Raw genomic sequence first — 23,724 nt, forward strand, 5'->3', positions numbered from 1 at the left:
CCGTAAAAGCCCGATTGGTTCAACTAATAATCAGTGGGAGATGAACAAAACCCCCACTGATTAAAGTTTCACTTTATCATTTTACTTTATAATATAAATTTACAAATTGCCCAAAACGTTTCGTATCCGTTAAAGTTAAATTAATTTCTGGATTCTTTTCTTTAAATAATGGGACACCTGAGCCTAATATATGCGGTGTAATCGTAACAATATATTCATCAATTAGATTATTTTTAAAGAATTCTCTCAGTAGCTCTCCTCCACCAACCATCCATATTTTAGATCCTTCTTGTGCTTTTAACCTTTTTGTAAACTCCACTACATCTTCATTTACAAATTCCACGTTTCCGTCTGAACCTTTTTCTGAACGAGAAAAAACATAACATGCTTTATCTAAGTACGGGAATGTTTCCGTATGCTCTACTACATAATCGTACGTTCTCTTTCCCATTATTATTGTATCAATTGTTTCATACATTTCTGTATAACCGTTATCTCCCTCTCCTTCCGTTTCCATTAACCACTCTAAATCATCATTTTCTTTCGCAATATACCCATCTAAGCTCGCCGCTATAAATAAAACTATTTCACGTGACATATCTTTTCCTCCTTGCATCTCATCTTGATAACATATGATGTAAACAATATACTAACAATAAAACACGACGATTTATGTCATGTTAAAAAGAAAAAAGGTGATACATTTGTCAAAAGCTAAACGCTTATTAGATATTCTTATATTTGCTTCTGCAAAAAAAGCATTTACAGCTCAAGAAATAGCCGATGAATTTAATATTTCCGTTCGTACTGTCCATAGATATATTTTAGATTTAAGTGATATGGGATTACCCATTTACGCTGAACAAGGTCGCAACGGAGGATATAAAGTATTAACAACTAGGGTCATTCCACCTATCTTATTTACCGAAGAAGAAGCAGTCTCCATCTTTTTTGCCTTTCAATCTTTAAGCTACTACAGAGACTTACCTTTTAACACAGAAATAAATTCCGTTACACATAAACTATATAGCTCCCTACAACATGATGCGAAAGCGAAAGTTGATAAAATACGTTCTTATATCGCCTTTTGGAATCCGAAGAGAACAATTGATACACCACTTTTAAACGAAGTGTTAACAGCGGCGATTGAAAATAAAAATTTACACTTTCAATACGAATCTAAATCCGGGGTAAAAACAAAACATGTTCATCCTATCGGTGTATATGCTCATGACGGGCTATGGTACTTACCGTCCTATGACTATGATAGGAAAAAAGTATTACTATATCGTATCGATCGTATTCTTTCTATATTATCAACGGAAGAAAATGAGGATACATTCATGAATTTAGAAAAGTGGTTTACCTCTAACTCTAACGTAGTACACAATCCTACTCAGTTACATGTTTTACTGACAACAGAAGGCGTACGCCAATGTAAAAGCGTTCCTTATCTTGAGGAATTCGTTATAGTAAACGAGGATGGGACAGGATATATAAATTCAACAATTGATAAAGGTGAGATTAACTTTATTACTCCTTTATTTTATAGACTTGGAAAAGATGCAAAAGTTTTAGAACCGAAAGAATTGATAGATGGTTTACGTAGACGTGCGAAAGAAGTTTTACATATGTATGAAGACGAAAAAAGCTGCTAAATATAAGCAGCTTTTTTCTTCGATTTGTTTCTATTATTTTGATTGTTGACGAATATCGAACCACCAACGATTTTTCTCATTCATATTCTCAGTGCCACTAGACCCACTGTAACGGAAAGCATCAAGGAAGATTGAATCTATCTTATCCTCATCTACAAAATAACCTAAGTTAACCTTCACCGTTTGTCCTGGTCGGATACTGCCAATATTGTAAAAGCTTTTTCCATCTCCGTGAGGCTCTAAATAATCAACTTCGCCTGTCATAATATTTTTTTCTGCAATTCCATCTCTTTCAGCGTAATTCCATACATTCCCCTTACTTTTAAGCACTTGTATGGATGGATGCATATAGATTTCTTCTGTCGCCTGTTTACCTATATTTTTCACTGTTGTTGTTAGGTAGACAAATTTAGGATGAATTAATTTTGATTCTACTAATTGATCAATTGAATCTTTACCATTTCCAATTTTATATTTGTCCCGTCTATATGGTATTAATTGTCCCCCTTGATCCAAAGCCTGATTCCTGCTTAGTATTCCTAAGCCAAGTTCATAAAAGTTCTCTTGTTTAAAATCTTTGATTGAATCAAAAACTTCAACCTTTTCTATCACATATTCAATTTTGCTGTTATCCATGATAATCGTTACTGGAACCTTTTGTCCTATATGAAATAGTCGTTTACTATCTTTTTTCAAAGGAATCACCTTAGTTTTTTTAGGCTTACTTTCTTCGCTAAAATACTTTTTATCATAATCTGTTATATGTGATGCCTTTTCTTTTGACGTAGGCTCAAGTGAGATGTTCCCTAACACATCCACCATTTGTTCTTCATTTATATCGTTTCCAATATAACTTTGTAACATGATCCCTTCTTCCTCAAAGAATAGAAAAACTACCCTGTCCATCATTAAATCTTTTTTACCAGTTTCTCTATGGACAATTACTGCCTTCTTACCATTTATCTCTTTTTCTTCATAACTTTTCGAGTACAGAGTTGGAAAATCTGAATTCCCCCCTACTCTCCAAAGAACGAATGAAAAGCCTCCATTTGCATAGTTATCTTTAAATGAATATTTCATAGCAGTGTCATCAATTGCTTCCATATTTTCTGGCAATTTACCAACCTTCAACTTATACCACTGATCACTCTTTTTCGAATCCTTATTTGTTAAGGAAACATTTACTTCATAATTTTGTTTTTGAACAATCATATTATAGACTTTTACTGCACCAAAAACGGTTGTCGGCATACCAATCAATAAGCAGGCAGCAGCGATTAACATACGATGTCTTTTACTCTTTTTCTGTGGTCGCTCGCCCTTCAGCTTCATTTCCTCCATAAACAGTTTCTTTTTGCGCGTATATGTATGTGAAAATTCATGTTGTTCTTCGGATTTATCAAAATCATCTAAAGCAATTTTTTCAGCAAGTTCATATATTTCTTTGGAGTTCTTTGAATTCGTCATGTTGTATACCTCCTATCATATTTTGGACTCGTTTTCGAGCGCGTTCAAACTGCTTGCGGACATTAGCCTCCGTAATCCCCATTACACTTGAAATTTCTTGATACGTTAAGTTATAGAAGACTTTGTACTTAAACACCTGTCTGTTAGATTCATTTAACTCTTTTAGCAATGTATCAATTTGAACCTCAGACATTTTACGTTTTTCCCACTCTTCAATATTTTCATCTACTGCTTCTATTGATTCTCTTTCATATTCTTCTAAAAATGTTTCATGTCGTTTATTTTTCCGGTAACTATCAATCGCCTTGTTTTTCGCGATCCTCAAAATATAGCGTTTAAGCTCTTCAGTGCTCAAGCTATGGAGCTTTTCCAAGTTCTTATAAAGAGTAATAAACGTCTCTTGAACCGCATCTTCAGCCTGTTGAATATTATTTAAAATAGAATAAGCTACAGAATAAATTTTTTGTTCATACAACTCATATAGCTCTTCCATCTTTTCATAATCTTTGTTTGTAACTTTCATATAATTCCTCCTCTCACTCTATATAACGAATGAGCACTGTAACTTTGTGACACTGCAAAATCTTTTTATAGATAAAATTTAATAATAGAATAAACAAAAGCCCAATTTCTCTATTGTAACTGAGAAATTGGGCTTTTTAATATTAGAATTTTCCTGACTGTATCTCTAAGAAAAATTCTTTTACACCTTTTCAATATACAGTATTTGCTCTATCGCTTCTTTTACCAAATTCTTTGTCTCTTCAAAGTTATGATTCTTCTTTTCCTCCGGTTGCACCGTATAAAACTCAGCAAACGAACGCTCTTTATATCTTGGTACGACATGCATATGGTAATGTGTTAACTCGTTAAATACTCCACCATTTTGACAAACTGTAATTCCATCTGGTTTATATAATGCCTTAATCGCTTTTGCAATCAGCTTAGAAGCATCCATAATTGATCTTGCTACAACGTCATCTAATTCATCTACTTCTACAACATGCTGCTTTGGCACAATTAAAGTATGTCCTGGGTAGAAAGGCGCATGATCTAAAAAGCAAGTTACATAATCATCTTCATATACTTTATATATTTTTTTCTCTTCGTTTGCTAATTTACAACCTAAACAGTCCACTACACTTTCCCCTCTTTCTAAAAACATAAAAACGTGAGAATACGGCTCTCACGTTTTTATGTTTCATTTTATTAGTTCAATTGTTTCCGTAACCTTTATACTATCTTTTACAGATTGAACAATCGTGCAATTTTTCACTGCAAGCTGCAATGCTTTGTCCAACTGCTCTTCTGTAATGTTTTCCGCTTTAATTTTATAGTGCAAATGAACACTTTCAACTGGTTTTGATAAAGCTTCACTTCTACCAATTTCAGTTTCAATTGTAAACGTATCGTATGTAATACGTTTCTTTTCTAAAATTGTTCGAAAGACAATTGCACTACATCCTGCGATAGAAGAAACGAGTAATTGTAACGGTGAATACCCGTTTTCTTTTCCAATCGCTAATTGAGCATACGATAAATCTGCCTTTATATCATCTTGTTTGATTGTTAGTTTCATTTGTTTTGTCCATCTCCACTTTCATCGGTTTCTGCTGTTTCTTACTCATATAATAATAATAATATATATAGCAGAAAATGATAAATGGAATACCGCAGTATAACGCCATTCTTTGTTCAGGAATAAACGCTAAACTAATAACAACGATGCTATTTGTAATTAAAGCTAAAATTGGAACAATCGGATATAGTGGTGTTCTATACTTTAAGTCCTCTAACTTTCCTCCGCCTTTTATATACTGACTTCTAAAGCGAAGTTGCGATAGAGCAATAATGATCCAACTTGAAACAGCCGATAAACCAGCTATCGATAATAAGTACATGTATACTGTATCTTCTGCAAGGAAACTTGTGAATAGAGATAATCCAGCTACCGCAATCGTTACGACTAGCGCTGTAATTGGAATACCACGTTTATTTACTTTCTTGAAAGAAGTTGGTGCCATTCCTTCATTTGCAAGTGACCATAATATACGTGTCGCTGCATATAATCCAGAGTTCGCTACAGATAATAACGCAGTAATAATAACGAAGTTCATAATATCAGCTGCATATGGAATACCGATTTTATCAAATACAACTACGAATGGACTTTCAATTACGCCTGCTTCCTTCCAAGAAATTAATCCTACTAAAATTGTCATTGTTAAAATGAAGAATAACATAATACGCCATACTGTATTACGGATCGCACGTGGAATTGTTTTTTCTGGATTTTCACTTTCTCCCGCTGCAATTCCGATTAACTCTGTTCCTTGGAACGAGAAGTTAACTGTAATCATTGTAAGTAATACGGCAGCTAGTCCATTTGGGAAAAGTCCACCATCGCTTACAAAGTTAGAGAAAAGAGGTGCTGCTTCTTTTCCGTCATATGATATAAATCCTAATAATGCACTACCACCAAGAACAACAAATGCAAGGATTGTAATTACTTTAATACTAGAAAACCAAAATTCTAATTCGGCATAACTTTTCGCCGAAATTGCGTTTGAAGCATATAAAACAACGCCGAATACAAGGCACCATACCCAAACATCAACATTTGGAAACCATCTTTTCATCATTAAACCGATTGACGTTAATTCTAGTCCTACTGTTACTGCCCAGCCAAGCCAATATAGCCAGCCGATCATAAAGCCCGTTCCTGGTCCAATAAACTTCGTTGCATACTTTTGGAAAGAACCTGAAACTGGCATTGCTACCGTTAACTCTCCAAGACAAAGCATTGTTAAATACATAATAAATCCGCCTACTAAATATGAAAGGATGGCTCCCCCTGGTCCAGCCTGATTAATAGTGTAACCTGAACCTAAGAAAAAACCAGTTCCGATTACACCACCTAGTGCGATCATAAATAAATGTCTACTCTTCATCGTACGATGTAATTTCTCATTCGTTGGTTGCTGCATCTAAATCCTCCCCCTACCATACCCCTATGTCTTGTTAAAATTTTCTGATAATAAAAATATACACGAAAGCGATTACATTTTCTATATAAAATTAAAACTTTTCTGATAAAATAATATAAAAATCGAATTATTGCAAGATTTAGATTCTATTTAGAGGAAAATAAGGAGAAACAAGGAAAAACCCTTACATATATTGTAAGAGTCAACGAAGTTCTAATCTTCTCGATAAAATTGATAAACTATAATTTACGATAAAGTACATACAAGCTACTACTATAAACGTTGGAATCATGTAATTCACATTTTGCCCGCTAATAATTTGAGCATTATGTATAAGCTCAGGGAGTGATATAACAACCGCTAGCGATGTATCCTTCAGCAATGAAATAAATTGACTGACAAGCGGCGGAACCATTCTCCTTAATGCTTGTGGCAAAATAATATGCCAAAGCGCTTGCACATACGTTAATCCCGAAGATCTTGCGGCTTCGACCTGCCCTTTTTCAATAGACAATAGACCACTTCTAACAATTTCAGATATCATTGCTGCCTCAAATATTGTTAAAGCAACAATTGCAGCTGTTATAATTTCTAATTTCAAGCCTGCTTCTGGAAGTGCAAAATACGTGAAAAATATAATTAACAGTAGTGGTAAGTTTCGAATCACTTCAACGATAATTCCTAATACTTGTGAGACGACAGGTATTTTCGTGTAGCGCAATATACCGATTACACTTCCAATAATAAAACTAAGTACAATTGCTACGAGCGCTACCTCTAATGTAATGAGCAATCCTTTTAATAAAAAGAGGATATGATCACCTGTTATAGCTCCCTTAAAATCCATTTACACCGCCTCCTTTGCTAAGCGTTTTTCTAAATAACGCACTAGCATACTGAGCGGAATTGTTAATATTAAATAAAACATCCCGACAAATATATAAACATCAAACGTAACAAACGTCTTCGTTGAAATTAAATCTCCTTGATACATTAAATCAGCACCAGCAATAATTCCGAGTATGGAAGAGTTTTTTACTAAATTGAGAAACTGGTTTCCTAAAGGGGGAATTACAATTTTCACTGCTTGGGGTAAGACAACATAATACATCGCCTGCACATACGTTAGCCCTGAAGAGCGAGCAGCTTCCATCTGCCCTTTCGCAACTGATAAAATACCAGCGCGAATTACTTCTGCAATAAAAGCTGCCGTATATACCGTAAGCGTAACTGTTCCTGCTACAAAACCATTTAAAGTAATTCCTATTACAGGTAAAGCAAAATAAAATATAAATGCAATTAATACGAGTGGAATATTTCTTACAAACTCTACAAAAGCTGATCCTACCCAATTTAAAATACGAATCGGTGCAATACGCATTACCGCCAAAATTACTCCTAAAATAAAGCTTCCTATTAATGCAATTACACTAGACATAACTGTATACTTAAAGCCTTCTAAATACATATCAATGTTATTCGTTAGTATAGAAAAATCAGGCACATATTCTCCCCTCTTTCTTTACAAGAAGAGGATGAGCATCCTCATCCTCTCACTCTTATTATTTATTCCAATTAGTGTCACTTTATTTTTCTTGTTTTTGACCGATCCATTTTTCATATAATTTATCGTATTCTCCATTAGCTTTCATATCTTTTAATAAACTATTAATCTCTTTTGTTAAATCCTCTGCACCCTTCTGCACTGCAATTCCGTACGGTTCATCCGTAAAAATTTTCCCTACAACTTCATAATTAGAATCTTGTTTTGCCATTCCGTAAAGAATTGCATTATCTGTCGTTAAAACATCACCTTTCCCCGCTTTTAACGCTGTAAATGCCTCACTATAATTTTCAAATTCTAATACAGTCGCTTCTGGTGACTTTTGACGAATGTTATTTGTAGATGTTGAGCCTTTTACAGCTAATACTTTCACACCTTGTTTTATATCATCAATACTCTTAATATTGCTTCCTTTTTTCACAAGTAACGATTGCCCTGCTTTAAAATATACATCTGAAAAATCAACTTCTTTTTTACGTTCTTCCGTAATTGTCATTGTTGCGATAATTGCATCAATATCACCATTTTTCAGTAGTGGAATACGTGTTTTAGATGTTACTTCTTTCAACTCTAGTTTCTTTTCGTCCCCAAGAATTTTTTTCGCAAGTGCCTTCGCGATATCAACATCGAATCCTTCTACTTGCCCTGTTGAAGGATTTTTTAATCCAAATAAATTCGTATCATTCTTCACCCCAACTACTAATTTCCCTCGTTTCTTAATTTGCTCAACAGCCCCGCCTTGCTTCGTATTTGTTTCCTTTGCCTCATCTTTTTTACTTCCGCATCCAGCAACAACAAGCACGAATAAACATGAAAATACGATTAAAGTAAATAACTTTTTCATTTTAAGCATGAAATTCCTCCTCTAATGATTTAGCACCCGACTTAAAAATAAACGAGCTCTTTCTTGTTCAGGATTTGCAAAAAATTGTGCCGGTGTTGTATCTTCAATAATTTGACCATCATCCATAAATAAAATCCGATCTGCTACTTCTCGTGCAAATCCCATTTCATGCGTGACAACGACCATTGTCATCCCTTCTTTAGCTAGCGTTTTCATAACATCAAGTACTTCCCCGATCATCTCCGGATCAAGAGCAGACGTAGGCTCATCAAACAGCATAATTTCCGGTTGCATCGCAAGTCCTCTAGCAATTGCTACCCTTTGCTGTTGTCCTCCGGATAATTGATGCGGATATACATTAGCCTTCTCTGGGATTCCTACTTTCTCTAAATAAAGCATTGCTGTTTTCTCTGCTTCTTCTTTGGAAACTTTATTTACTTTAATCGGTGCTAATGTAATATTTTGCAGAACTGTTTTATGTGGGTATAAATAAAAATGTTGAAAGACCATCCCAATATTTCGCCGCAATTCATTCATGTCCGTTTTTTTATTGTGTACCTCTGTATTTTGTACAATTAATTCTCCATCTGTAATTGCCTCTAATTGATTTATACATCGAAGCAATGTACTTTTTCCTGATCCTGAAGGCCCGACAACTACTACTACTTCGCCTTTTTTCACTTGCACATTAATATTTTTCAAAACTTGAAAGTTACCATAATATTTATTTACATTACGAAATTCTATCAACATACTCCCCCCTTCCCCTAACAACGCATGTACATTCTTTTTATATTCAAAAATAGTCCCAAAAATAACTTTTAGCTTCAATTTGTCCATAAAAAAAAGCAAAGGGTTTCCCCTTTGCTTCTTCATTTCTATTCTATTAAGATACTTCTTCTTTCTTATCTTTCCCGTATTCATGCTCCCAAAAATCAGCATTTTTAATTCCTAATGGCCCTGGATCGAATACTGGATCTTTTCCTTCTTTTTTCTGTTTTTCATAATCCTTTAATGCGACTAATGCAGGTTTTTGTAATAGTAAAATCGCAATGATATTTACCCATGCCATAATTCCTACCCCAATGTCGCCTAAAGCCCAAGCCGTTGCTGCTGTTTTTATACAGCCATAGAATACTGCTCCTAAAAATACAAACTTTAGTATCATGGACAGCCAAGGACGATCCTTATCACGATTTAAGTACGCTATATTCGTTTCTGCAATGTAGTAATACGCCATAATTGTTGTAAACGCGAAGAATAATAGCGAGATTGCAACGAAACCGTTTCCAAATCCAGGGAAAACAGATTCTACCGCTGCCTGTGTATATCCTGGTCCTGGCTGAGCACCATTTAATTTATTAACGATAAAGTTTTTTCCGCTTGCATCAAATACGTTATACATGCCTGTAATAATCATCATAAATGCTGTTGCTGAACAAACAAATAATGTATCAATGTAAACGGAAAATGCTTGCACTAAACCTTGTTTAGCTGGATGTGATACTTCAGCTGCTGCCGCTGCATGTGGCCCAGTTCCTTGCCCTGCTTCATTAGAATAAATACCACGTTTTACTCCCCAAGAAATTGCTAAACCGATAATACCACCAAATGCAGCTTCTAATGCAAATGCACTTCTTATAATTAACATAAATGCTTCTGGCAATTTTTCAATATTCATAGCAACAATGACGCAAGCTACTAAAATATAGCCTATTGCCATAAACGGTACGACAACTTGCGCTACGTTAACAATCCGCTTTACTCCACCGAAAATGATAAGAGCTAATACGACAACTAATATAGCCCCTGATACGGTAGTATTAATACCAAAAGCTGTTTCTAAACTTACAGCAATACTATTTGCTTGTACACCTGGTAATAAAAGTCCTGTTGCAAGAATTGTCGCTGCAACGAATACTAAAGCATACCATTTAACTCCTAGACCTTTTTCGATGTAGTAAGCAGGCCCACCACGAAACTGCCCTTGATGTTTCGTCTTATATATTTGCGCGAGTGTTGATTCTACATAAGCTGATCCTGCCCCTAAAAAGGCTACTGCCCACATCCAAAATACAGCTCCTGGTCCACCGAATGCAACCGCTGTTGCTACTCCAGCAATATTTCCTGTTCCAACGCGTCCTGATAATGAAAGTGCTAACGCTTGGAATGAAGAAACACCAGCTTCTGATTTTTCTCCTTGAAATGTCAGCTTCACCATTTCTCCTACGTGCCTTACTTGTAAAAACTTCGTTCGAATGGAAAAATATAAACCTACTCCTAAACATAAATAAACAAGTGCTGGACTCCAAACAATATTATTTAACCAATTTACGAAAGCTTCCAACATTCCCCCTCCTTCTTTATGAAGAATATTCAGAATATATATAAAATTATAAGTGTATACCGAATCCAGGACAATATTATTTTAATAAAGTAAACATATTTTTGTATAAAAAAACAAAGTATATATTTGTTTTATATACTTTGTTTTGAACTAAATGTATTATATATTCACAATTGCTTCTCTTTTAATAATTCTTTCGTATAGCTCTTCTGATAATTTCAAGAAGTTATCAGGCATATCTTTCCCTTTAAACTTCTTCTGAAGCGTTCCATATAAACCTATATCACGTAAACGTAAAAATAGTGGTATCAATTCATACCAACTATCCGCCAGCCTGTGCTCATACTCATATCCTTTTCGTAACACTTGTAACTGTTTACGAGCAAAATCTGTCTTCTCTTCTGCTGTCCACGGTGTAAATAGAACAGAGTAGTATAGAACCATCGCTAAATCATGTATAAAGTAATTATAAGCTGCATCGTCAAAATCAAAGATTGTAAGCTCTTTTCCATCATAATGGAAATTACCTTGATGGATATCACCGTGCATAAGACCGAACGTTTCTCTTTCAACTGGAAGAGCCTTAATTTCATCCATTAATACCGCTGCAATCTCTTTCACTTGACCATCTTCTAATTCATTAACAATTCCACTTTCGTCTTCTTCCCACGTTTCACGGTAGTCTGTTTTAGGATAATCCATTGTAAGGCGATGCAGTTGCCCAATCGCTTTTCCCCACGCTTCAAAATAAGCATCTCCCCAATAAGGCGATTCTGCTCCTTTTACTGGCTCACCTTTTGCATATGTAAATAAAGAAGCGAAAAAGAAAGTCCCATCCTCTGCTGCGATTTCTTCTACGAGATTTCGAGACGTTGAATAAAGAGGTCCTGCTACCTTTGCCCCATTCTCCGCAACATATCGTAAAAAATCTAGTTCAGCCTCTACCTCTTGTTTAGAACGATGAGAAGAATGTGTTAAACGTAATACGTAATCTTCATCATTATCACCCTTCGCCTTAAAAATATAATTCTCAAAATCTCCAAGTGGCTTTTCTTCTACTGTTACATGAAACAAATTCGCTGCTCTTTTTAAAATCTCTTTCGTAAAAACACGTTCTACAGCTATTTCCATATATATCCCTCCTATATATCTTCTTAATTCGACACAAATGTTAGAAGTACTGCTATGAAATTGAATAATGCACAAAAGACAATGTAACGTAACCTTCAATCCTCTTTTTTTTAAAATAATTCAAGCATAAATTTCTCACAAACAACAAAAATTAACAGAAACAATTGCACTTTAAGAGAGGTGGAAATTATGACAGAGCAAAAAGAACAACAAGAGAGTAAAAACCAAAAGCATATGTTTCCATCACTTCCGGAGAACATTAATTACATTGAAAATAAACTTTCTCATTCTGATGATATAAAAAAATTAGATCTCCCTTTTCAAAACGGAAAAGGAACAATCTTATATATCGAATCTTTAGCAGATCCAAATCTAATTCATCAGTTAGTCCTTGAGCCATTATTAACGCGATCAGATTTATCTTTAGATAAAGCTTTTTCTACGTTAAATATGAAAAAAGAAACGAATTTAAATTATGGGATACAACTTTTATTACAAGGTAAATCCTTATATTTTCATGAACACGTCGACAGTTTTTGTATTTTCGAAACAGCCTTATCTTTAAAGAGAGATATAGCAGAGCCTGATAATGAAGGAGTTGTGCGCGGTCCACATACTGGTTTTGTAGAGGATCTAGCAACTAATTTAACCTCTATTCGTAAACTCATTAAGAGTCCAAATTTAGTTGTTAAGTATTTTACACTCGGTGAAGAAATGCACACGAAAGTGGCAATTACTTATATGCAAAATATAGCGAATGACGATTTAGTTATAGAAGTGAAAAGAAGATTGGAAACCATTAAAACGGATGCACTTATGCCACCAGGATACATACAAGAATTTATAGAGGATACGTCTTTCTCCCCATTTCCGCAGCAATTAAATACAGAGCGTCCAGATAGAACTGTTGCTAATTTAATGGAAGGGCGTGTTGCTATTTTATCTGACGGAGATCCAACAGCACTCATCGTACCGGTTACGTTATTCGCTTTTTATCAATCACCAGATGATTATAATAACCGTTGGATTGTCGGTTCTTTCGTCCGAATGATTCGCTTAGTAAGTTTTTTAATTGCCTTTCTCTTACCAGCTTTATATATTGCAACTGTCGCTTTTCATCCTGATGTGTTACCGCTCGAACTTGTGTATACGATTAAAGCTTCATTAGAGAAAGTACCGCTTCCTCCTATTTTTGAAGCTCTCTTAATGGAGTTAATTTTCGAGTTATTACGAGAAGCTGGTATTCGCTTGCCGAGCCGCGTTGGACAAACAATCGGTATTGTAGGTGGTTTAGTAATTGGGGATGCAATTGTAAAAGCTGGACTCGTTTCTTACACAATGATCATCGTTGTAGCTTTAACTGCAATCTCATCTTTTCTCGTTCCATCAAACGATATGAGTTCAGCAGTTCGGATTCTTCGTTTTCCATTAATGCTCCTTGCTGCCATATTCGGATATGTAGGAATATCATTCGGTCTCATTATAACTTTCGTTCACTTATGTCAGCTTCATTCATTTCATACACCATATCTTTCTCCTGTTGCCCCGATGCGGATTAAAGATATGAAAGATTCTTTCATAAGACTACCAATTTGGTCATTTTGGGAAAGACCACATGATCCAAAACCGAAAAAAATGCAGCGCCAACCTGTAACGAGAGAGGATGAGGACGGTGACAAACACGCAAAGTAAAATTTCACTTGTTCAATTTACCTTTTTCGTTATTCAATGCCAAATTGGGGTCGGTATACTATCTCTACCTAACCGGCTTCATCCGATAGCAAAAGGTGGTGGTTGGATTTCTGCGCTCATCGCGGGGCTTGCCATTCAACTTATTATTTTACTTATGTGGCTTTTCTTAAAACGATTTCCTGATGCAGATATGTATAAAAGTGTTTGTATGCTATTTGGTAATAAGTTAGGAAAACTATTGGGCTTTTCTTATGTTTTTTATTTTACCCTTATCGGTATGACGGTTATGTTGAATGCTTGTAACGTCATTAAAGTATGGGTTTTACACGCAACTCCGTGGTCTGCAATTCTCATATTATGTACAGTAGCTTGTTGTTATGTAGCTTATAACACATTTAAAGTCATCGTACGATTTTATGTCATGGCCTCTATTCTCATTATTCCAATGGCCCTTTTAATTGCCCTAGGGCTTTCACGAGCTGATTTCTCTTATATTTTTCCTATTACAGAAGCCGGATGGTGGAATATAATTCAAGCATCCAAGGAAACAATTACAGCCATGTATGGTTTTGAAATTATTCTTATCGCTTTCCCAAAAGTAAATGGGAGTTCTATTGCAAAACTGAAGGCCATTTCTATCGCCAATGGATTTGTAACTCTTTTTTATACTTTTACCGTTTGGATTTGCTTTATCGTATTTAGTCCAAAGCAAATTGAGCTTATTCCAGAGCCAGTTGCTTACTTATTACGCTCCTTGCATATTGGAATTATAGATCGAACGGACCTAATCTTCATCCCAATTTGGATGATAACAGTTGTCGCTTCTATTGCTAGTTATTACTGCGCTGCTTCAATCGGAATTGGACATATATTCAACCTTGCTAATCATAAAAAGGCTGTTCCAATCGTTGGTATTATTGCTTTTAGTGTAGCCTTATTTATAGATACACCTGAAGAATTAAAAGTAATTTCAACTTTCACTGATAAGTTCACCTATATTTTCATAGTTGTCCTTCCTCTTTTATTTCTACTTTATTCTGTGATACGAAATAAGAAAGGAGAACAGTATGTTCAAAAAAAGAGTTAAATTACTTTTAATATTATGTGCTAGTTCCCTCCTTTCTGGCTGTTGGGATCAAGAACCATTAAGGGAGGCAAGTTTAGCTTATAGCGTTGGAGCTGATATTACGGAAGAGAATAAACTCCAGCAAACAATCGAGCTCGTAAAAAGTTCAAGCGGAGAGCAATCTTCATTTGAGAATGAAATATATTCAGCAACCGGGCATAACATAATGGATACAGGCGATGCCCTAAAAAAAAATGTGACTGGGAATATTCGCTATTTTAAATATGGTGTTCAATTACTCGGAACCAAAATTCTAAAAAAGGGTATACTCCCCTATTTAGATGTCAGCTTTCGAGATCCAACAAACCCAACTGCTTTAGTAAAACTTATTGCAGTAGATGGTGAAACATCGGAGATACTCGAAAAAAAGAAAATAGGAAATTTACTAATTGGAGATTTTCTAAAGAAAAAAGTGAAAAGCTTAGAAGATATGAGTGTATTTCCAAAAGAAACTTTAGAAACAGCTGCTACAAAAATGTTAGATCCCGGTAAAGACTTTACCCTTCCTTCTATAAAAATAAAAGGAAAAGAAGTAGTTACAAACGGGTTAGCTTTATTTAACAATGATAAATTAACTGGGCATTTACCTTTGAAACAATCTGTTTTATTCGTGTTATTAACCGGAAAAATGGGAACAAGTGCCCGTATAACCCAAAAACTGACTAGTGATGAATCTGAGAAGACATCTGATTATTTAACAATGGAAATTAGTAATCGAAAATTAAAACGCGACTTAAAAATAACAACAGATAAAAAAGGAAATGTTTATGCTCACATTAAGCTCCAATTAAAAGTTATAGCACTTGAATCTCCAAGAGATAATATGTATACAATGGACGATAGAGAAAAACTAAATAAAGAACTTTCTAAACAACTCACGAAAGAAGCGAAAAAAATAACGCGAAAACTACAAAAAGCAAATTGTGATGCTTTCGGTATTGGAAGACATCTTATCGCTTATCATCCTAACTTATGGAAGAAAAAAAATTGGAATAAAGATTATGCAAAAGTAAAATTCAAACCTGAAGTAGAAGTAAGCATTTTGTATAGTGGTGTCTTAAAATAAAAAGGTTGTATGCCGCTCGGGCATACAACCTTTTTATTTCGTATATCGATACACAATTGATTCATATGGTCTTAAGTTAAGTTTTGCAATATCCTTGCTGGCATCTTTATAATTCGAAAGTAGTACTTCTTGTTTCATTCCATCTAACTGAACGTGCGCTGGTACTGAATACGTTATTTCTTCTCCATAGAAGTTATTTATAACAAGTAGTACTTCACTTTCTGTAGTACGAGTATATGCCCAAATTTTAGGATCATTTTTATCCAAAATAGCATATTCTCCTTCTGTAATTACATCATACGTTTTTCTAAGCTCTATTAACTTTTTATAATGATAAAATACGGACTCTTTATCTTCTAATGCTTTCTCTACGTTTATTTCTTTAAAATTTTCAGCCGCTGAAATCCAAGGTGTACTTGTTGTAAAACCACTGTTCATCTCTTCATTCCACTGCATCGGAGTGCGAGAGTTGTCACGAGATTTTTGCTTTAAAATCCCTATAATCTCTTCTTTTGATAGCCCTTCTTTTAGCTTTATATCGTATATATTTAACGATTCTACATCACGATATTGCTCGATGGACTCAAATTTAGGATTCGTCATACCGATTTCTTCCCCTTGATAAATATAAGGCGTTCCTTGCAGCATGTGCATGGCTGTCGCTAACATTTTTGCAGATTCGTTTCGGTACTTTCCATCATCACCAAAGCGTGACACGATGCGAGGCTGGTCATGATTACACCAAAATAACGCATTCCATCCTCCGCCCTTTTGCATTTCAATTTGCCAGTTAGACATAATCTCTTTTAATTTAATAAAATCAAACTCTGCTTTCGTCCACTTATCACCATTCGGATAATCTACTTTTAAATGATGGAAACTAAACGTCATGCTTAATTCATTACGCTCAGGATTAGAATATTTAATACAATTATCAATTGTCGTAGATGACATTTCTCCAACTGTAATGACATCTTTTCCTGCAAAAACATTTCGGTTCATCTCTTGTAAATATTCATGAACACGCGGACCATCTGTATAATACTTGCGTCCATCACTTGTCGCAGTACTACCTTCATCGTTTAAAAAGCATTGGTCTTTTGAAATTAAGTTAATGACATCTAATCGGAATCCTGTTACCCCTTTATCCAGCCAAAAACGCATCATATCATATACTTCTTCACGAAGTTTTTCATTTTCCCAATTTAAATCTGCTTGTGTTTCATCAAATAAATGTAAATAATATTGCTCCGTCTTCTCCTCATATTTCCAAGCAGATCCACCAAACTTAGACTGCCAATTATTTTTTTCATCACGCCAAATATAGTAATTACGATATGGACTATTTTTATCTTCCTTCGCTTCTTTAAACCACTTATGTTCAGTCGAACTATGATTTACAACAATATCAAGCATAATCTCAATGTTACGTACTTTCGCTCCTGCTAAAAGTTCTTCAAACTCTTCCATCGTTCCGTAAGATGGATCAATGCTGTAGTAATCACTTACATCATATCCATTATCATTTTGTGGTGATTGGTATATCGGTGTTAACCATATATAATCCACTCCGAGTTCTTTTAAATAATCTAGTTTCTCTGTAACCCCTTTTATATCACCGGTTTCTCTATTGTAATAACTATTAAAGCTCTTCGGATAAATTTGATAGACTACACTTTTATGCCAATCCTTCATGTTTAACTTCCTCCTACTTCTGTTTGACTCTTTTTGCAAATAACCATGTTAAAGTAAATGGGATTACAACTGCAATAATCATTCCTACAATAAACATTGGAATCGATTTCGGAATGATAGAAATAAATGCTGGCAATCCGCCAATTCCGATAGCAGGTGCTAATACACCATTTAATGTAATGAATATCGCTGCCACAGCAGACCCTATAATCGCTGCATAGAACGGGAACTTATTTCGTAAATTCACACCAAACATCGCTGGTTCTGTAATACCGAAGTATGCTGAAATGGCTGATGTTGATGCCATACTTTTATCATTTTGATTTTTAGAAATCCAGAACATCGCAAGTGCCGCACTACCTTGCGCAATGTTAGAAAGAGCGATCATCGGCCAAATAAATGTACCGCCATGTTGTGCAATCAATTGTAAATCAATTGCAATAAACATATGATGCATACCTGTAATTACAAGGGGTGCATATAACGCTCCAAATAATACTGCTCCAACTACTGGTACTGTTTCATATACACCTACTAATCCTACTGTTAATAAATCTCCAATATGACGTGTAACCGGACCGATAATTCCTAGTGCTAACACACCTGTCACAACGATTGTTGTAATTGGTACAACTAATAATTGAATTGCATTTGGTACATGTTTCTTTAAGAAAATTTCCACTTTACTTAATACAAATGCTGCTACTAAAACAGGTAAAATTTGTCCTTGATATCCTACCTTCTCAATTTGGAATAGTCCTAAAATATTGAAGTACTCAATCTTTTGACCCTCTAAACCAGTCGCTGCTTTTCCATAGTCCCAAGCGTTTAATAAGGCCGGGTGCACAAGCATTAATCCCATAACAATCCCTAGTATTGGACTACCACCAAAACGCTTCGTTGCTGACCACCCGACAAGTGCTGGTAAGAATACGAATGCTGTATTGGCCATCATATTAATTAAATCCCAAAGCCCACCTAAGTTCGGATAAACATCTAATAAATTTTTCCCATCAAAAAATAAGTCCTTTGCCCCTAATAGATTGTTAATACCCATTAGTAAACCAGCCGTTACGATCGCTGGTAATATAGGCATAAATACATCCGAAAATATTTTTACAAACTTTTGAGCTGGATTTAACTTCTGATTTCCAGAGTCTTTTACGTCAGCTACAGTCGATTCTTTCATACCTGCAAGCGTTATCAATTCAGCGTAAACACGATCTACATCCCCTGGACCAATTACAACTTGAAATATACCAGCGTTATGAAACGCTCCTTTCACTAATGAAACAGACTGTAATTTATCATTATCTATTTTACTTTCATCTTTTAAAGCGATACGGAGCCTCGTCACACAATGTGCAGCTTGTTCAATATTGTCTTTCCCACCAATATACTGCAACACTTCCTCTGCTGTTTTACGATAGTCTTTCCCCATATTCCCGTCCCTCTTTTCTTTTTTTGATACCGTTTACAATTACATATTAACTCGTATATATAAGTTAGTCAACACTCGTATATACGAGTTCGTGTTTTTTTTTATAAAAAAAGAGATGAAACAATATTTTGTTCCACCTCTTTACTTCCTGCGTGCCACATCCGAAAAATGAAAAATATCTAAACGGTGGCGTGATTCTGTATATTCGAACTGACTTCCATCATACAAATGTGTAAAGTTTTTCACAACGACAACATAGTCTGTTCCATTTAAATCTAAATACTTTCTGTCATCCTCTGTACATGGCTGTACTTCTATTACCCTCTGCGAATAACTAATATGTAGCCCAAGCTCTTTCTCGATGTATTTATAAATCGATGCTGTTGCAATTTCTTTCGTTAATCCTGGAATAAATTCAGATACAAAATGATTTATATCTAAAATTACTTTGTCTCCATCAATATTTCGTACACGTTTAATATGGTCAATCTCTGTTTTTTCTTTTACATTTAATAATTTCGCAATTTCTTTTGTGGCTTTTTCTTTGTCCATTTCCACAACTTCCGTAATACAATGACGTCCTAAACGTTCATTTTCTTCTTGGAAACTTACAATACCGCCAAAATTAAATTCAATATTTTTTCGCTTTAAAACAAAAACACCTTTTCCATGAATTTTTTGCACATATCCACGCTCTTGCAGTAAATCTACAGCTTTTCTTACCGTGCCTCGGCTTGCCTCATACTGCTTCATTAATTCTGTTTCTGATGGAATTTTGCATCCCTCTTTTAATTGTTTATTATCAATAGATTTACTGATTTCTGTATAAATTTGTTCATACTTACTCATCATCTACAATAGCCCCTTGTCACCTTCTAATTCTATATGTATTATAACATGCTTCACTCTTCTGCCAATCTCTCACTTATTTTCCAGTACAAGAAAAATATAGGTAAATATTTAATCTTTAAAACGTATTTTTATAAAAATTTTTATATTTTTCTTTTCATTCAAAAAAACATGTAGTATACTAACTTCAAAATCAGAGGAGAAAGGGAGCAAAGAACTATGCTTACTTATACAACAACTGTAGTTACATTTGCACAAAAACATCATCATCATACGTAACCCTTGAAACCTAGCGGAAAAATTACGCGTAGGTACAAGGGTTATTCCCGTTGTACCTACGTTAGGCAAAGAGCCATGTAGGTATTTTTTATCTACATGGCTCTTTTTTTATTGTCAAAAAGCTAGTAAAAAATGATGTTTAAGCAAAACTTACTACAAAGGAGTTAACAAAAATGGAAACGAAAAAATGGGGATTATGGGTTTTAACAGCATTTGTTATCGGGAATATGGTTGGCGGTGGCGTATTTATGCTTCCAGCAAATTTAGCACAAGTATCAGGTCCGATGGGTTCTACACTCGCATGGAGTATTACAGGACTTGGCGTATTTATGATTGCACTTGTATTTGGAAATTTAGCGATTCGGAAACCAGAATTAAAAGCTGGACCACAAAGCTATGCTCAAGCTATGTTTCCTTCAAAAAAAGCTGGTAAAGTTGCAGGATATAGTATGGCATGGGGATATTGGGCTGCTAACTGGGCTGCAACAGCATCTGTTATTATTTCCTTTGCTGGATATTTATCAACATTCTTTCCAGTTTTACAAAGTAAGCAAATTCTTTTTTCAATAAATGGATTTTCACTGGAACTCGGAAAAGGATTAACTTTCCTCGTATGTAGCCTTATGCTGTGGGGAATTCAATATATTCTTTCTCAAAATATTGATCGAGCTGGAAACATGAATCTACTTGCTACCATTGCAAAAATTATCGGATTTACAATGTTTATTGTAATTACATTATTCATTTTCAATGCCTCTAATTTCGGAGACGGTCAAACCTTTATGAATGAAGCAGGACAATCCATCTCGTTAGGGGGACAAATCAATTCAGCTGCTATTGCAACACTCTGGGCATTTATCGGTATTGAATCAGCAGTTATGCTTTCTAATCGTGCAAAATCACAGCGCGATGTAAAAAAAGCTACGATTTTCGGATTAATTATCGCTCTTCTTATTTACATGTCAATTACTTTACTTACAATGGGAGCTCTTCCGCAAGATGCTTTAAAAGAGTCTCAAAAACCATTAGTAGACGCATTAAATTTAGCAATTGGAAATAAAGGCGCATATATCATGGCTTTACTCGCTCTTATATCTTTATTTGGATCTACAGTTGGCTGGATTGTTGTTAGTTCAGAAGTACCTTACCAGGCAGCAAAGAATGGACTTTTCCCTAAGTTTTTCGGGAAAACAAATAAAAAAGGTAGTCCTTCAAAATCATTATTGATTACAAATGTAATGACGCAAATCTTCTTATTTTCAACGATTTCTGGTACTGTTTCAGAAGCGTATAGTTTCGCTATCGTCGTAGCAACATTAGCCTATTTAATTCCATACCTTGTTTCTACTCTGTACCAATTCAAACTGGTTATTACAGGAGAAACGTATGATATAATGCCTGGTTCTCGAATAAAGGACGGAATCATCACTACATTAGCATTTATATACTCAATTTGGGTTATCAAAACAGGAACTGCTGACTTAAAAACGTTCTTCTTAGGAATTGGATTGTTCGTATTAGGTCTTATTCTTTATCCTGTACTAATGAAAGACTCACAAAAAACGGATTAAATAAAGAGAAGCTGCTGGCTTCTCTTTTTTATTAAAAATCTGTAATTAACTTTTCTTTTAGCTCTCCTACAGATAAAGGTTTCGCATAATAAAATCCCTGTACATAATCACAGCTCATTGATTGTAACAAACTCTCTTGCTCTACTGTTTCTACCCCTTCAGCAACTACTGCTAAATTTAAACTATGAGCAATTTCAATAACGGATTTTACAATCGTTCGTTCTGGTTGTGCATGATCATAATGAAATTCACGAATAAAATTACGATCAATTTTTACAATATCCAGTGGTAGTTGTTTTAAATAATATAAGGAAGAATAGCCAGTTCCGAAATCATCCAAAGCAATTAAAACACCCATATTTCTTAATTCTTGTAATGTAGCAATAATATAATCAAAATGGCGAACTGCAATGCTTTCCGTTATTTCTAATATTAAACGGTTCGGAGGAAAACCAGTTCTCTTTAAAATGCTACGTACAGACAAAATAAAACGTTTCTGCATTAATTGTTGTATAGATAAATTCACAGATAACTTTAGTCCTTCTTGATAATTTGGCAAAGTTTTAAACAATCGGCATGACTTTTCTAATACCCAGTCTCCTAGCTTTATAATAAGTCCAGACTCTTCAGCAACAGGGATAAATTCGCTTGGTGAAATAGGTCCGTCTTCTGTCATACAACGTACTAGAGCTTCTATACCAGAATATCTCTTCGTTTTCAAATCAATAATAGGCTGCAATGCTACATCTAACTCTTCATCACGAATTGCCTTTTGCAAAGCAAACTCAACTTTCATTCTACGATTTATTTTCGCGCGTAGCTCATCTGTAAAGAAACACGCAGCGTTTCTCCCCTGTTCTTTTGCACTATACATAGCTAAGTCAGAGTTTTTCAATAAAGTTTCCACATCTTGTCCGTCTTGTGGATAAGAACAAAGTCCTAGACTAGCTGAAATGTATACTTCATGGCCTTCCAGCATAAATGGTGCCTGAAAACATGACAACACAGATGTCGCTAACTGACTCATATCATCTTGTCTATGATTTTTTGTTAACAGCACAAATTCGTCGCCACCTAGCCTAGCCAGAACCTCTTTCTCTCCTAGTACATAATGCAACCGTGAAGCAACTTCGCTTAAAAGTAAATCCCCTATCATATGACCTAACGTATCATTTACTAATTTAAAACGGTCCAAATCAAAGTAAATCATACCAAATTCTTTTTTATCTGCAATCAATTTATTAACGGTCGTTATTAATTGTAAACGGTTAGGCAAACTCGTTAAAGCATCATGATAGGCAAGTTCCCTATAACGACTTTCACTTAGCCGCAATCTATGTTCCGCTTCTTTTCTACTACTAATATCATTTCGAATTGCGATAAACTGGTATGGCTCTCCTTTTTCATTTAAAAATGGAACAATTGTTGTTTTGACCCAATAATATGTACCATCTTTTGCTCGATTCCGAATCTCACCTGTCCATACTTTCCCATTCAAAATACGTTTCCATAAGTCTTGAAAAAAGGTTTTTGGATGATGTCCTGAATTTAAAATACGGTGATCTTTTCCAATTAATTCTTCTCTTTTGTATTTAGAGATTTCACAAAATTTATCATTTACATATGTAATAAGACCTTTTCGATCTGTAATTGCAACAATTGAAGACTCATCTAATGCTAACTTTAAATCTCGCAATGAAGAGTCATATAATGCATGACCTCTCTGTTCTAGCATGCGCATCTCTCCTTGCTTCTATCTGACTAAAACACAACCTGTTTCTCTTCATAGAAATAGAGATATTTCATTTTCTAACACTAGCCCATTACATAAATTATCTTTTTAAATAGACCGATTAAAATAACATAATATTATTTGTAATAAAAAGCAATATTATACCGTTCCAATTATAACTAGTAGCTTCTCATCTCCCTAATTATTTCGCGCCTTATTATACTGCAATCCCTTTAAGTGGCTCTATGCAAGCCTTATTTCCAACTAATACCACT

General features: G+C 34.8%; 21 protein-coding genes. 5 read left to right on the plus strand and 16 right to left on the minus strand.

Features of this window, described 5'->3' with window-relative positions; genetic code table 11:
- Positions 1 to 76: 76 nt before the first annotated feature.
- The gene (locus BUA87_RS23535; protein WP_071714257.1) at positions 77 to 598 is read right to left on the minus strand and encodes a dihydrofolate reductase family protein; all 522 of its coding nucleotides are present in this window, start codon (positions 596 to 598) and stop codon (positions 77 to 79) included.
- Positions 599 to 677: 79 nt separating this feature from the next.
- Between BUA87_RS23535 and BUA87_RS23540 the strand changes: the two genes are divergently transcribed.
- Positions 678 to 1,658, plus strand: a complete 981-nt coding sequence (locus BUA87_RS23540; RefSeq protein WP_072940977.1) for a helix-turn-helix transcriptional regulator — start codon at positions 678 to 680, stop codon at positions 1,656 to 1,658.
- Between the two features lie 33 nt (positions 1,659 to 1,691).
- Here the strand turns inward: BUA87_RS23540 and BUA87_RS23545 are convergent, their stop codons facing one another.
- The 11 genes from BUA87_RS23545 to BUA87_RS23595 form a co-directional block, all read right to left on the minus strand.
- On the minus strand, positions 1,692 to 3,125 hold the full coding sequence (locus BUA87_RS23545; RefSeq protein ID WP_071714255.1) for an anti-sigma factor: 1,434 nt from the start codon (positions 3,123 to 3,125) through the stop codon (positions 1,692 to 1,694).
- Positions 3,091 to 3,648, minus strand: coding sequence for an RNA polymerase sigma factor (locus tag BUA87_RS23550; RefSeq protein ID WP_000869255.1), 558 nt, complete (start codon positions 3,646 to 3,648; stop codon positions 3,091 to 3,093). Before BUA87_RS23550 ends, BUA87_RS23545 begins: the two co-directional genes overlap by 35 nt.
- Before the next feature lie 180 nt (positions 3,649 to 3,828).
- Positions 3,829 to 4,263, minus strand: a complete 435-nt coding sequence (locus BUA87_RS23555) for an HIT family protein (RefSeq protein WP_025118056.1) — start codon at positions 4,261 to 4,263, stop codon at positions 3,829 to 3,831.
- Positions 4,264 to 4,326: 63 nt separating this feature from the next.
- Positions 4,327 to 4,704 (minus strand): OsmC family protein, encoded by a 378-nt coding sequence (locus tag BUA87_RS23560; protein WP_016513628.1) that lies wholly within the window; start codon positions 4,702 to 4,704, stop codon positions 4,327 to 4,329.
- Positions 4,679 to 6,112, minus strand: coding sequence for an amino acid permease (locus tag BUA87_RS23565; RefSeq protein WP_072940981.1), 1,434 nt, complete (start codon positions 6,110 to 6,112; stop codon positions 4,679 to 4,681). Before BUA87_RS23565 ends, BUA87_RS23560 begins: the two co-directional genes overlap by 26 nt.
- 202 nt (positions 6,113 to 6,314) lie before the next feature.
- Positions 6,315 to 6,959: an amino acid ABC transporter permease gene (locus BUA87_RS23570; RefSeq protein WP_072940986.1), complete on the minus strand. Its 645-nt coding sequence runs from the start codon at positions 6,957 to 6,959 to the stop codon at positions 6,315 to 6,317.
- Complete coding sequence (locus BUA87_RS23575; protein ID WP_071714253.1) at positions 6,960 to 7,616, minus strand: amino acid ABC transporter permease; 657 nt, start codon at positions 7,614 to 7,616, stop codon at positions 6,960 to 6,962.
- Positions 7,617 to 7,698: 82 nt separating this feature from the next.
- Positions 7,699 to 8,529 carry a glutamine ABC transporter substrate-binding protein GlnH gene (gene glnH, locus BUA87_RS23580; RefSeq protein WP_025118055.1) on the minus strand — a complete coding sequence of 277 codons (831 nt, stop codon included), beginning with the start codon at positions 8,527 to 8,529 and terminating at the stop codon, positions 7,699 to 7,701.
- A 12-nt stretch (positions 8,530 to 8,541) separates the two neighbouring features.
- Positions 8,542 to 9,396: an amino acid ABC transporter ATP-binding protein gene (locus BUA87_RS23585; RefSeq protein WP_141544020.1), complete on the minus strand. Its 855-nt coding sequence runs from the start codon at positions 9,394 to 9,396 to the stop codon at positions 8,542 to 8,544.
- Between the two features lie 10 nt (positions 9,397 to 9,406).
- Entirely contained in the window at positions 9,407 to 10,867 is a 1,461-nt protein-coding gene (locus BUA87_RS23590; RefSeq protein WP_000387158.1) for an alanine/glycine:cation symporter family protein, read from the minus strand.
- Positions 10,868 to 11,026: 159 nt separating this feature from the next.
- Positions 11,027 to 11,998, minus strand: coding sequence for a phosphotransferase enzyme family protein (locus tag BUA87_RS23595; RefSeq protein WP_072940993.1), 972 nt, complete (start codon positions 11,996 to 11,998; stop codon positions 11,027 to 11,029).
- A 189-nt stretch (positions 11,999 to 12,187) separates the two neighbouring features.
- Between BUA87_RS23595 and gerKA the strand changes: the two genes are divergently transcribed.
- From gerKA to BUA87_RS23610, 3 genes are read left to right on the plus strand one after another with little or no spacing between them, the layout of a single operon-like run.
- Positions 12,188 to 13,690, plus strand: a complete 1,503-nt coding sequence (gerKA, locus tag BUA87_RS23600; RefSeq protein WP_016513624.1) for a spore germination protein GerKA — start codon at positions 12,188 to 12,190, stop codon at positions 13,688 to 13,690.
- Positions 13,671 to 14,777, plus strand: coding sequence for a GerAB/ArcD/ProY family transporter (locus BUA87_RS23605; protein WP_000185797.1), 1,107 nt, complete (start codon positions 13,671 to 13,673; stop codon positions 14,775 to 14,777). Before gerKA ends, BUA87_RS23605 begins: the two co-directional genes overlap by 20 nt.
- Positions 14,758 to 15,882: a Ger(x)C family spore germination protein gene (locus BUA87_RS23610; RefSeq protein WP_000474045.1), complete on the plus strand. Its 1,125-nt coding sequence runs from the start codon at positions 14,758 to 14,760 to the stop codon at positions 15,880 to 15,882. The genes BUA87_RS23605 and BUA87_RS23610 overlap by 20 nt, the downstream gene beginning before the upstream one ends.
- A gap of 33 nt (positions 15,883 to 15,915) precedes the next feature.
- On the opposite strand, the gene treC is transcribed toward BUA87_RS23610, so the two are convergent.
- The 3 genes from treC to treR form a co-directional block, all read right to left on the minus strand.
- A complete protein-coding gene (gene treC, locus BUA87_RS23615) occupies positions 15,916 to 17,577 on the minus strand; it encodes an alpha,alpha-phosphotrehalase (RefSeq protein WP_061661015.1) in 1,662 nt (553 codons plus the stop codon).
- 13 nt (positions 17,578 to 17,590) lie between these two features.
- Positions 17,591 to 19,018: a PTS system trehalose-specific EIIBC component gene (gene treP, locus BUA87_RS23620; RefSeq protein ID WP_000513942.1), complete on the minus strand. Its 1,428-nt coding sequence runs from the start codon at positions 19,016 to 19,018 to the stop codon at positions 17,591 to 17,593.
- A gap of 141 nt (positions 19,019 to 19,159) precedes the next feature.
- Positions 19,160 to 19,870, minus strand: coding sequence for a trehalose operon repressor (gene treR, locus BUA87_RS23625; protein ID WP_072940997.1), 711 nt, complete (start codon positions 19,868 to 19,870; stop codon positions 19,160 to 19,162).
- A gap of 449 nt (positions 19,871 to 20,319) precedes the next feature.
- On the opposite strand from treR, the gene BUA87_RS23630 reads away from it, so the two are divergent.
- A complete protein-coding gene (locus tag BUA87_RS23630) occupies positions 20,320 to 21,717 on the plus strand; it encodes an amino acid permease (RefSeq protein WP_000448445.1) in 1,398 nt (465 codons plus the stop codon).
- A gap of 31 nt (positions 21,718 to 21,748) precedes the next feature.
- Here the strand turns inward: BUA87_RS23630 and BUA87_RS23635 are convergent, their stop codons facing one another.
- A complete protein-coding gene (locus BUA87_RS23635; protein WP_061661014.1) occupies positions 21,749 to 23,452 on the minus strand; it encodes a putative bifunctional diguanylate cyclase/phosphodiesterase in 1,704 nt (567 codons plus the stop codon).
- Positions 23,453 to 23,724: the final 272 nt, after the last annotated feature.

The sequence above is a fragment of the Bacillus sp. bc15 genome (genome assembly GCF_900142585.1).
Taxonomy (GTDB): Bacteria; Bacillota; Bacilli; order Bacillales; family Bacillaceae_G; genus Bacillus_A; species Bacillus_A cereus.

Coding starts and splice junctions, on each gene's coding strand:
- treC (WP_061661015.1), bottom strand. CDS start 17,577: ATGAAGGATTGGCATAAAAGTGTAGTCTATCAAATTTATCCGAAGAGC.
- BUA87_RS23595 (WP_072940993.1), bottom strand. CDS start 11,998: ATGGAAATAGCTGTAGAACGTGTTTTTACGAAAGAGATTTTAAAAAGA.
- treP (WP_000513942.1), bottom strand. CDS start 19,018: ATGGGGAAAGACTATCGTAAAACAGCAGAGGAAGTGTTGCAGTATATT.
- BUA87_RS23545 (WP_071714255.1), bottom strand. CDS start 3,125: ATGACGAATTCAAAGAACTCCAAAGAAATATATGAACTTGCTGAAAAA.
- glnH (WP_025118055.1), bottom strand. CDS start 8,529: ATGCTTAAAATGAAAAAGTTATTTACTTTAATCGTATTTTCATGTTTA.
- BUA87_RS23570 (WP_072940986.1), bottom strand. CDS start 6,959: ATGGATTTTAAGGGAGCTATAACAGGTGATCATATCCTCTTTTTATTA.
- BUA87_RS23565 (WP_072940981.1), bottom strand. CDS start 6,112: ATGCAGCAACCAACGAATGAGAAATTACATCGTACGATGAAGAGTAGA.
- BUA87_RS23610 (WP_000474045.1), top strand. CDS start 14,758: ATGTTCAAAAAAAGAGTTAAATTACTTTTAATATTATGTGCTAGTTCC.
- BUA87_RS23585 (WP_141544020.1), bottom strand. CDS start 9,396: ATGAAGAAGCAAAGGGGAAACCCTTTGCTTTTTTTTATGGACAAATTG.
- BUA87_RS23630 (WP_000448445.1), top strand. CDS start 20,320: ATGGAAACGAAAAAATGGGGATTATGGGTTTTAACAGCATTTGTTATC.
- BUA87_RS23535 (WP_071714257.1), bottom strand. CDS start 598: ATGTCACGTGAAATAGTTTTATTTATAGCGGCGAGCTTAGATGGGTAT.
- BUA87_RS23560 (WP_016513628.1), bottom strand. CDS start 4,704: ATGAAACTAACAATCAAACAAGATGATATAAAGGCAGATTTATCGTAT.
- BUA87_RS23550 (WP_000869255.1), bottom strand. CDS start 3,648: ATGAAAGTTACAAACAAAGATTATGAAAAGATGGAAGAGCTATATGAG.
- treR (WP_072940997.1), bottom strand. CDS start 19,870: ATGATGAGTAAGTATGAACAAATTTATACAGAAATCAGTAAATCTATT.
- BUA87_RS23635 (WP_061661014.1), bottom strand. CDS start 23,452: ATGCTAGAACAGAGAGGTCATGCATTATATGACTCTTCATTGCGAGAT.
- gerKA (WP_016513624.1), top strand. CDS start 12,188: ATGACAGAGCAAAAAGAACAACAAGAGAGTAAAAACCAAAAGCATATG.
- BUA87_RS23540 (WP_072940977.1), top strand. CDS start 678: ATGTTAAAAAGAAAAAAGGTGATACATTTGTCAAAAGCTAAACGCTTA.